This window comes from Fundidesulfovibrio sp. (assembly GCF_058402725.1).
On the sequence record NZ_JBZVFJ010000140.1, the window covers coordinates 1 to 8735 of the forward strand.

Annotated in this window: 7 protein-coding genes; 4 read left to right on the forward strand and 3 right to left on the reverse strand. The window is 66.8% G+C overall.

Annotation, left to right across the window (positions count from 1 at the left end; all coding sequences use genetic code 11):
- Positions 1-1052: 1052 nt before the first annotated feature.
- Positions 1053-3131 (reverse strand): elongation factor G, encoded by a 2079-nt coding sequence (locus tag ACV4UX_RS15275; protein ID WP_491594143.1) that lies wholly within the window; start codon positions 3129-3131, stop codon positions 1053-1055.
- Between the two features lie 268 nt (positions 3132-3399).
- On the opposite strand from ACV4UX_RS15275, the gene ACV4UX_RS15280 reads away from it, so the two are divergent.
- Both ACV4UX_RS15280 and ACV4UX_RS15285 read left to right on the forward strand, forming a co-directional pair.
- Complete coding sequence (locus ACV4UX_RS15280; protein WP_491594144.1) at positions 3400-3759, forward strand: response regulator; 360 nt, start codon at positions 3400-3402, stop codon at positions 3757-3759.
- Positions 3760-3790: 31 nt separating this feature from the next.
- Positions 3791-5389: a chemotaxis protein CheA gene (locus ACV4UX_RS15285; protein WP_491594145.1), complete on the forward strand. Its 1599-nt coding sequence runs from the start codon at positions 3791-3793 to the stop codon at positions 5387-5389.
- Here ACV4UX_RS15285 and ACV4UX_RS15290 read toward each other — a convergent pair.
- Positions 5386-6351, reverse strand: a complete 966-nt coding sequence (locus tag ACV4UX_RS15290; protein WP_491594146.1) for a sensor domain-containing diguanylate cyclase — start codon at positions 6349-6351, stop codon at positions 5386-5388. The two genes, ACV4UX_RS15285 and ACV4UX_RS15290, sit on opposite strands and share 4 nt — an antisense overlap.
- Positions 6348-6959: a chemotaxis protein CheC gene (locus ACV4UX_RS15295; RefSeq protein WP_491594147.1), complete on the reverse strand. Its 612-nt coding sequence runs from the start codon at positions 6957-6959 to the stop codon at positions 6348-6350. Before ACV4UX_RS15295 ends, ACV4UX_RS15290 begins: the two co-directional genes overlap by 4 nt.
- A 258-nt stretch (positions 6960-7217) precedes the next feature.
- Here ACV4UX_RS15295 and ACV4UX_RS15300 point away from each other — a divergent pair, with 258 nt between their 5' ends.
- Both ACV4UX_RS15300 and ACV4UX_RS15305 read left to right on the forward strand, forming a co-directional pair.
- Entirely contained in the window at positions 7218-7664 is a 447-nt protein-coding gene (locus ACV4UX_RS15300; protein WP_491594148.1) for a DUF3859 domain-containing protein, read from the forward strand.
- A 6-nt stretch (positions 7665-7670) separates the two neighbouring features.
- On the forward strand, positions 7671-8663 hold the full coding sequence (locus ACV4UX_RS15305; protein ID WP_491594149.1) for a D-2-hydroxyacid dehydrogenase: 993 nt from the start codon (positions 7671-7673) through the stop codon (positions 8661-8663).
- Positions 8664-8735 lie beyond the last annotated feature (72 nt).

An 8735-nucleotide genomic window follows, 5' to 3' on the forward strand; every position in this document is an offset into this window, starting at 1 on the left:
GGCCGTGTCCGAAGCCATGGGCATCACGCGCCGCGCGGTGATCTACTACGAACAGGGCGCGCGCCTGATCCCCAAGGTGGTGACGCTGGCCTGCAAGGCCCTGGAGGCGGAGAGGGCGGCGTAACCATTCCTGTCCTGGGCAATTTACGAGTAAGAGGGCAATATGGTCCAAATGAAGTATTTTGGCGACGACCGCGACTATTTCAAGTACGATCTAATAACGCACATCATCCGCAACACCCCAATACAAAACTATTCCTTTGTGCCCATGCTCACGGAACACCGGGGAGACAACGAGGGAAACGTTAAACCATCTCAAAAGAAAAGTCGTTCAAAAGATCTCTACCAGTACATTCAGCAATGCAAAACAAAAAGCCTATCACACTGGCGACGCTGGATATCACACCACGTAATATCCTACAATACTGTTCAACCAGAAGACGACACCTATTATTCTTACGCATCACGCACATCATACTGGGAACAATTCACCACTGTAATTTCATCAGCAAACTCACTTGTATTTATCGATCCAGACATAGGACTGGAGCCAAACAGCATGCGCTATATGCTTAAAAACGGAGCGGATAAGTATATCTTACTGTCAGACGCCAGCAAAATAGTCAGAAATATTAATGACTCATCAGTTTTAATGATCTACCAGCACCTGCAAAGAGACAGGCGTACACATACTGAATCAATCAGATACAAGCTGTCGCAAATACAATGCACAAGTCATTGCATAAACACAGCTTCATACAAAGAAAACGACTTAGCGTTCTTATTTGCAACAAAATCACAAACGCAATACACGCACCTGAAGCAATCGCTTGAATCGTACTTCAATTCCAGCCACAGCACAGACAAACACCTACACGCACTATGACTCAACACAATTCATAGTCATGCATCCCAATCCTTAGGTACAGCATGAGCAACAACTGATAAGAATCAAACACTTCGCCACTCGGACCAAATAACGAAAAAACCCCGGGGTCGCCCCCGGGGTTTCTCGTTCATTCATGCCCAGCGCGGCGTTTCGCCGCCCCGCTCTATTCTTCCTTGGCCTTCTTGTGCTCCGCGATCACCTTTTCGGCCACCGGGGGCGGGGCGTCCTCGTAGTGGTCGAACACCATGGTGAACGCTCCCTGGCCGCCCGTCATGGAGCCGAGCGTCTTGGCGTATTCCTGCATCTCGCTCATGGGCACGTGGGCCTGCACTTCCGTCACGCCGCCCACGGCGTCGCTGCCCAGCACCTTGCCGCGGCGGCTCGAGAGGTCGCCGATCACGTCGCCCATGAAGTCGTCCGGGATCGACACGCTCACCAGCGCGATGGGCTCCAGCAGCACCATCTTCAGCTTCTCGCACGCCGCCTTGAACGCCAGCGACCCCGCGATCTTGAAGGCCATTTCGGAGGAGTCCACCGTGTGGAACGAGCCGTCGTACAGCTCCACCCGGAAGTCCACCATGGGGTAGCCCGCCAGCGCGCCGCGCACCGCCGACTCCTGCACGCCCTTGTCCACCGCCGGGATGTACTGGCGCGGGATCGACCCGCCCACGATGGCGTCCACGAACTCGTATCCTTCGCCCCGGGCGCGCCCCTCCATCCTGATCCAGCAGTCGCCGAACTGGCCGCGCCCGCCGGTCTGCTTCTTGTGGCGGCCCTGCACCTCGGCCTTGCCGCGCACGGTCTCGCGGTAGGGGATGGTGGGGGCCTTGAGCACGATGCCCACCTTGTAGCGCCGCCTGGCCTTCTCCACGGCCATTTCAACGTGGCTCTGGCCCTGGCCGGAGAGGAGCATGTCGCCCGTCTCCTCGTTGCGGGTGAGCCTCAGGCTCACGTCCTCGTCCAGGAGCTTGGCCATGGCCTGGAACACCTTGTCCTCGTCGCCCTTCTCGGCCGGGGCCAGGGCGTAGGAGATCATGGGCTCGGGCAGCTTGGGCTTGAGGAACTTGAAGGGGTGCTTCTCCTCGCAGAGGGTGTCGCCGGTGCGCGTCTCCTTGAGCTTGGCCACGGCGACGATGGCGCCCGGGCCTACGGGCTCCTTGCAGGGGCTGGTCTGGCTGCCGGTCATGGTGAGCAGGCCGCCGAAGCGTTCCTTGGCGTCGGAGCGCATGTTGAGCAGCGTCGCGTCGGGCGTCACCGTGCCGGTGAGCACGCGCATGATGGAGAGCTGCCCGGCGAACTGGTCGAACTGGGTCTTGAGCACGAAGCAGGCAGGGGGCGCGTCGGGGGAGACCTTCACGAAGGAGCCGTCCTCGGCCTCCACCACCTTCTCGCCCACGGGGGTGTCCAGGGGCGAGGGGAAGAACACCTGCACGGCGCTGAGGATGCGCTGCCCGCCCATGCACTTGAGGCCCGAGGCCACCATCACCGGGTAGATCTCCGCGCAGACCACGGCCTTGCGCATGGAGGCCTCCAGGTCGTCCAGGGAGACGGACGCGGGGTCCTCCAGGTAGCGCTCCATGAGGGTCTCGTCGCACACGGCGATCTCTTCCATCATGGTTTCGCGCAGGCCCTCGATCTCCTCGGCCATGTCGGCGGGGATGGCCATCTCGCTGATCTTGCCCGAGGCGTCGAAGCCGTAGGCCTTGTTCTCCACGATGTTCACCACGCCCGCGAAGCTCTCGGCCTTGCCGATGGGCACGTTCTGGAGGAAGGGCTTCACGCCCAGCTGGTTCTTGATGCCGTTCAGGGCCATCTCGTAGTCGGCGCGGTCGCGGTCCATCTTGGTGATGAGGAAGATGGTGGGCAGACGGAACTTGGAGACCTCCTGCCAGAGCTTGCGCGTGAGGGGCTTCACGCCGTCCACGGCGTCCACCACGAAGATGACGGCGTCCACGCTGGCCAGCACGTAGCCCAGGTCGCCGGTGAAGGCGAGGTCGCCGGGGGTGTCGATGAGGAAGTGGCGGTTCTTCTGCCACTGGAAGGTGGCGAAGCCCGGCTGCACGGAACCGCGCCGTTTGATCTCTTCGGGCTCGTAATCCAGGGTGGTGGCGCCGTCTTCGATCTTGCCCAGTTTCGGGACGGCCCCGGCGACATACAAAAGCATTTCGGCCACGGTGGTCTTGCCGCAACCGCCGTGGCCGATGAGAGCGTAGGTCCGCTGGTTTTTCAGAACGTCGAGCATGCCGGTCTCCCTGAATGTCTTTAGAGGTTGATCCGCGAAGCCCAAACCACCAAACGACTCCGCTCCCCCGGGAGCGGCCGGTTCACCACATTGGGTTGCAATGTAACCGGAACGCCACCTCCGCGCAACCACTCCCGGCGAATGAGGCACGCCAAACCCGCGAAGAAGCCGAAAATTCCGGCGCTCGCCCTCCGTACAGGGGCGGATTGCGGTTGTGCGCCCGCTCGCATGGGCATATGATACCAGGAGCCACACGACGGAGGACATCATGGCCCTTGTTGCCCTTGCCGACGATTCCATGTTCCAACGCTTCTTCCTGCGCAAGATCGTCAGCGAGCGCGGCCACGAAACCGTCGAGGCCGCCAACGGACGCCAGCTGCTGGAACTGGTCGAGGCGCGCACGCCCGACCTGGTGATCATGGACCTCAACATGCCCGAACTCTCCGGCCTGGAGCTTCTGGAAATCTTCCACGCCCGGGGCGTGGGCTTCCCCGTCGCGGTGATCACCGCCGACATCCAGCACACCACCCGGGCGCGCTGCCTGGAGTTGGGCGCTGCCGAGGTGCTCAACAAGCCCGTGGACGAGGCCGCCGTGGTCGGCGTGCTCTCCCGCAGACTCCCCGGCTGACCCCGGCCCCCACCCCGCAGAACCGCACGCCATGACCGATCCGGCGCTCCTGGCCATCTTCCGCGACAGCTGCCTGGACCAGATGGCCAGGGCCGAGGCCGCGCTCCTGGGTCTGGAATCCGCCCCGCCGCAGGACGCCCGGAAGGCCGTCGAGGCCGTGTTCCGGGCCGTGCACACCGTCAAGGGCGACGCGGCCACCCTGAGCCTGGCCGGGCTGGCCGCCCACTGCCACGAGATGGAGACCGTGCTCTCGGCCCTGCGCGAAGGCCTGCTGGAGGGCTCGCCCGCGCTGGTCTCGGCCCTGCTGGCGGCCTTCGACTCCCTCAAGGCCGCGCTCGCGGCCCTCGGCAACGGCCCCGGCGAGGCCCTGCTCACCCTGGACGCCCTGGCCCCGTGGCTGGGAGGCGGCGCGGTGGAAGACCCCGCCCCGGCGTGCGGTTGCGTCGCGGAGCCCGATGCGGCCGCGGCCGAGCCGCAGGACCTCAATTATTCCGTCTCTCCCGCCCGGCTCGACGCACTGCTCGACCGCCTGGGAGAGGCCATGCAGACCCAGGCCCGCCTGGCCGCCGCCGCCCGCCGGGACGCCGACGCGCGCTACCTGGAGATGGTGTCGGACCTGGAAAGGGAACTGGGGCATCTGGGCAAGTGCGTCCTGGAGATGCGCCTGCTGCCCTTTTCCAGCGTCACCCCGCGCTACCGCCGCATGGTGCGCGACCTGGCCGCCGCCTCGGGCAAGGACGTGGCCCTGCGCGTCCAGGGCGAAAAGACCGAGATGGACAAGGCCCTCATCGAGCAGCTGGGTCCTGCCCTGGTGCACCTCCTGCGCAACGCCGTGCGCCACGGCCTGGAGACGCCCCAGGCGCGGCTCATGGCCGGAAAGCCCCCCCGGGGCGAGATCGCGCTGGACGTGCGCCAGGACGGCGGAGAGGTGATCGTGACCGTGGCGGACGACGGCGCGGGCATCGACGCCCAGGCCGTGCTGGCCCAGGCCGAGCGCGCCGGGCTGGCGCGCCGGGGCGCTGAGCCGGGCCGCGAGGACGCCCTGGACCTGATCTTCGCTCCCGGTCTCTCCACCTCGCGGCAGGTGGACGGCGTGTCCGGCCGGGGCGTGGGCCTGGACGCCGTGCGCGCCTCCATCGAGGAACTGGGCGGCTCCGTGCGGGTGACGAGCGTCCCCGGGCGCGGCGCGTCCTTCGAGCTGCGCGCGCCCCTGAGCCTGTCGCTGCTGGAGTGCCTGCGCGTGCGCGTGGGGGAGGAGCGCTTCTACTTCCCCATGGAGTGCGTGGAATCCTGCCAGGAGGCCCCGCGCCCCACGCGCCGGGGCGATGCGGCCACGTTCGCGCTGGAGGGCAGGGCAACGTGCTGCCTGCGCCTGGACAATTTGCTGGGGGTCCGGGGCGACGCCGCTCCGGTGTGCCACGTGGTGGTGGCCTCCCACGCGGGGGAGCGCTTCGGGGCTGTGGTGGACGAGGTGCTGGGGCTGGTGCAGGTGCTCGTGAAGCCCCTGGACCGCAAGCTGCTCTCCCAGGACTGCTTCCTGGGCGCGGCCCTGGGCGAGGAAGGCGAGATGCGCCTGATCCTGGACCCGCGCTTCCTGGCGCGCCGCGCGGCCGGGGAGAAGAGCCCCTAGGCCCGCTCCACCCTGTCGCGGCCGTTGGCCTTGGCCTGGTACATGGCCTGGTCGGCGCGCAGGAAGAGGGTCTCCAGGGTGTCCTCCGGTGCAAGCTCCGCCAGGCCCAGACTCACCGTGAAGCGGATCGTCCCGCCGGGCCAGGGGATGGCGATGGCGCGCACGCGCTCCAGGATGCGCCCGGCCAGCACCCGCGCACCCTCCATGTCGGTTTCGGGCAGGATCAGGCCGAACTCCTCGCCGCCCAGGCGGCCGAAGGTGTCGGCCCCGCGCAGCTCGTCTGAGCAGGCGCGCACGAAGGTCTTCAGGGCGTCGTCCCCGGCCAGGTGCCCCCAATGATCGTTGATGGCCTTGAAGTGGTCCAGGTCCAGCACCGCCACCGAGAGGGCGTGCCCGTGCCTGCGACAGCGGCGCACCTCCCGGTGCAGGGCGTGCAGGAAGGCCCGCCGGTTGGCGATGCCCGTGAGGATGTCCTGGGTGACCAGCTCGCGCAGCTTGGCCTCCACGCGCTTGCGCCGCTTCACCTCCTGCTCGAGGCTCAGCTTCACGCGCAGGTTTTCCTGGAGGCGGTTGTGGATTTCGGTCACGTCCTGGAGGGAGAGCACCACGTGCTTCACGTGGGCCTCGCAGGAGGGCACGCCGTAGGCCACGGAGTGCTGGAGCCTGAGCGACCCGTCGGGCAGGCGCGCTGGCAGCAGGTGGTTGTGCAGGTGGTAGGAGAACACCGCCGGGGGCGCGCCGTGGAAGAGCTCCCGGATGCGCGAGGTCACCAGGGGGCGTCCCAGCTGCGGGAAAAGCCGGCGCGCGTCGCGTCCCAGCACCTCTTCCCGGGACAATCCGGTCCAGGATTCCAGGCAGGCGTTCCAGAAGCTGACGGTGAAGTCCTCTTCGAGCACCAGGATGCCCATGGGCAGGAAGTCCATGGCGTCGAAGGGGCCGCAGGAGACGCCCGCGGCGTTCATGCGCCCGCCTGCGCCAGAAGCCTGTCCAGGGAGCGCACGAGGCACTCGAAGGTGTCCATGGAGAAGAAGATGAGGATGTCGCCGTCGGCCACGCCGTCTTCCAGGCGGAAGCGGGCCTTGATGAGCAGCACCACGCGCTCCGAGGCGTTGCCGGAGGTGAGGATGTCCTGGATGCCGCTCTCGAAGTAGTCCGGCGGGAAGTAGCCGACGTTCTCGCCCAGCACGTTGACGATGGAGCCCATAACGCCGTTGAGCACGATGTTGCCCACCTCCTGGATGGCCCCGATGCGCAGGGAGTCCAGGTCCATGGGAGGGGCGTCCACCTGCCCCAGAAGCTGGGCGACCAGCCAGTTGGCGCTGTTTTTGGAAAACACCAGGCCCGTCCAGCCCGTGAACGCCCCCCGGAAACCCAGGCGCACGGCCGAGAGCACTTCCTCGAAGCCGCGGCCCGCAAAGTCGGGCGTCTCCCCGGGAGGAACGACGATCAGTTCCGGCAGTTCAAGCCGGACATGGACGCCGACCATCTGGTTGATCAACCCGGCGGCCTTGCCCGCGCCGATGTTGATCAGTTCCTTGAGAAGGTCCGTCTGCTGCAACGTAAGATTCATCACCACACCTGGAACGTCTTGTATCTTGGCCCCGTCCAGGACGCTAGCAGTTCCCCCTTGTTCGTTCAACGGCTTTCTCTTCCCTCGGGCGCACCGGGCGGGGCCGGGTTTGCAGGGGCGTGCGATTGCTGTATGGTGCCGTGGCGGCAGGAGAACACCGCCCGGAAGCCCCGGGCGCGAACTCTGGCCGCGCCACGCCCGGGAAGCGCCCCGACGGGCGGGGCGTCGCAGCGCCGGGGCGGCCCCATCGAGGTGACCATGCGTTCCTTCGCGCTTCTCCTGGCCTGTACGCTTCTGGCCTCCTGCTCCATGATCGGCCTGGGCGATCCGCCCAAGCGCCTTGAAGTGGTGGAATACGGCGTCTACAAGAACGGCGCGCTCGCCAAGACCACCACCGGCGTGCCCCGCGCCCCGGGCGTGAGCTTCGGCATGCGCGTGCGCGTCAAGGACGGCAAGGAAGGCCCCGCCGGCCCGCTCAAGGCCCGGGTGGTCACGGCCACGCCGGGGCTCATCGAGCCGGGGGCGGAGAAGCCGCGCAACGAATACGTCTCTGAAGTCACCCTGAGCCCGGGGCAGACCTTCGACGTGATCTTCACCGCCTCCCAGCCCTGGGAGCTGGTGAGCGGCCACTGGGAACTGCGCGTGGAAACGGCCGAGGGCGAGGTGCTCGCCCGGGAATTCGAACTCTACACCCCCTCCAACTGAGCCCCCATGGACCAGAAACCCAACATCGTCGTTCTGGACGGGGCCACCCTCAACCCAGGGGACAACCCCTGGGACGAGGTGGCCTCGCTGGGCGCATTCGCCCTGCACGACCGCACCCCCGGGGAACTCGCCGTCGAACGCGCCCGGGGCGCGGACATCGTGCTCACCAACAAGACCCGGCTGCCCGCCGCCGTGCTGGACCGCCTCCCGGACTGCCGCTTCGTGGCCGTGCTGGCCACGGGCTACGACGTGGTGGACGTGGCCCACGCCGGGTCGCGCGGCATCCCGGTCTCCAACGTGCCGGGCTACGGCGTGGAGTCGGTGGCCCAGTTCGTGTTCGCGCAGCTGTTGGCCCTGTGCCGCCGCGTGGAAACCCACGACGCCCTGGTGCGCTCCGGCGAGTGGACCCGGCGCGGCGAATTCACCTTCTGGGACACCCCCCAGGTCGAACTGGCGGGCAGGACCCTGGGCGTGGTGGGCTTCGGGGCCATCGGACGGCGCGTGGCCCAGCTGGGCGCCGCCTTCGGCATGAACGTCCTGGCCCACGCTCCCAGGCCCAAGGAGCCCCTGGACGCGCCCGGCTTCGCCTTCGTGGGCCTGGAGGAGCTCTTCGAGCGCTCCGACGTGGTGAGCCTGCACTGCCCCCTCACCAAGGGCAACGACTCCTTCGTGGACGCCCGCCTGCTGGGGCGCATGCGCCCCGGCGGATTCCTGGTGAACACCGCGCGCGGCAGGTTGGTCAACGAGGCAGACCTGGCCCGCGCCCTCAACTCCGGCCACCTGGCCGGGGCGGCCCTGGACGTGCTGGCCGTTGAGCCGCCCGATCCGGACAACCCGCTGCCGGGCGCGCGCAACTGCCTGATCACCCCGCACATGGCCTGGGCCTCGCTCACGGCGCGCAAGCGGCTCATGAGCATCACGGCGGCCAACATCCGGGCCTTCCTGGCCGGGCAGCCCCAGAACCTGGTCAACGCCGACTACCTTACCGAGACGGCGTAGCCGCCTCGGAAGACCCTCGCCAGGCGGCGGAAGCGTCGCGCGCCGCCAGGCCCCTTTGACGCAAAACGCCGG

Coding starts and splice junctions, on each gene's coding strand:
- ACV4UX_RS15285 (WP_491594145.1), top strand. CDS start 3,791: ATGACCGATCCGGCGCTCCTGGCCATCTTCCGCGACAGCTGCCTGGAC.
- ACV4UX_RS15305 (WP_491594149.1), top strand. CDS start 7,671: ATGGACCAGAAACCCAACATCGTCGTTCTGGACGGGGCCACCCTCAAC.
- ACV4UX_RS15290 (WP_491594146.1), bottom strand. CDS start 6,351: ATGAACGCCGCGGGCGTCTCCTGCGGCCCCTTCGACGCCATGGACTTC.
- ACV4UX_RS15295 (WP_491594147.1), bottom strand. CDS start 6,959: ATGAATCTTACGTTGCAGCAGACGGACCTTCTCAAGGAACTGATCAAC.
- ACV4UX_RS15280 (WP_491594144.1), top strand. CDS start 3,400: ATGGCCCTTGTTGCCCTTGCCGACGATTCCATGTTCCAACGCTTCTTC.
- ACV4UX_RS15275 (WP_491594143.1), bottom strand. CDS start 3,131: ATGCTCGACGTTCTGAAAAACCAGCGGACCTACGCTCTCATCGGCCAC.
- ACV4UX_RS15300 (WP_491594148.1), top strand. CDS start 7,218: ATGCGTTCCTTCGCGCTTCTCCTGGCCTGTACGCTTCTGGCCTCCTGC.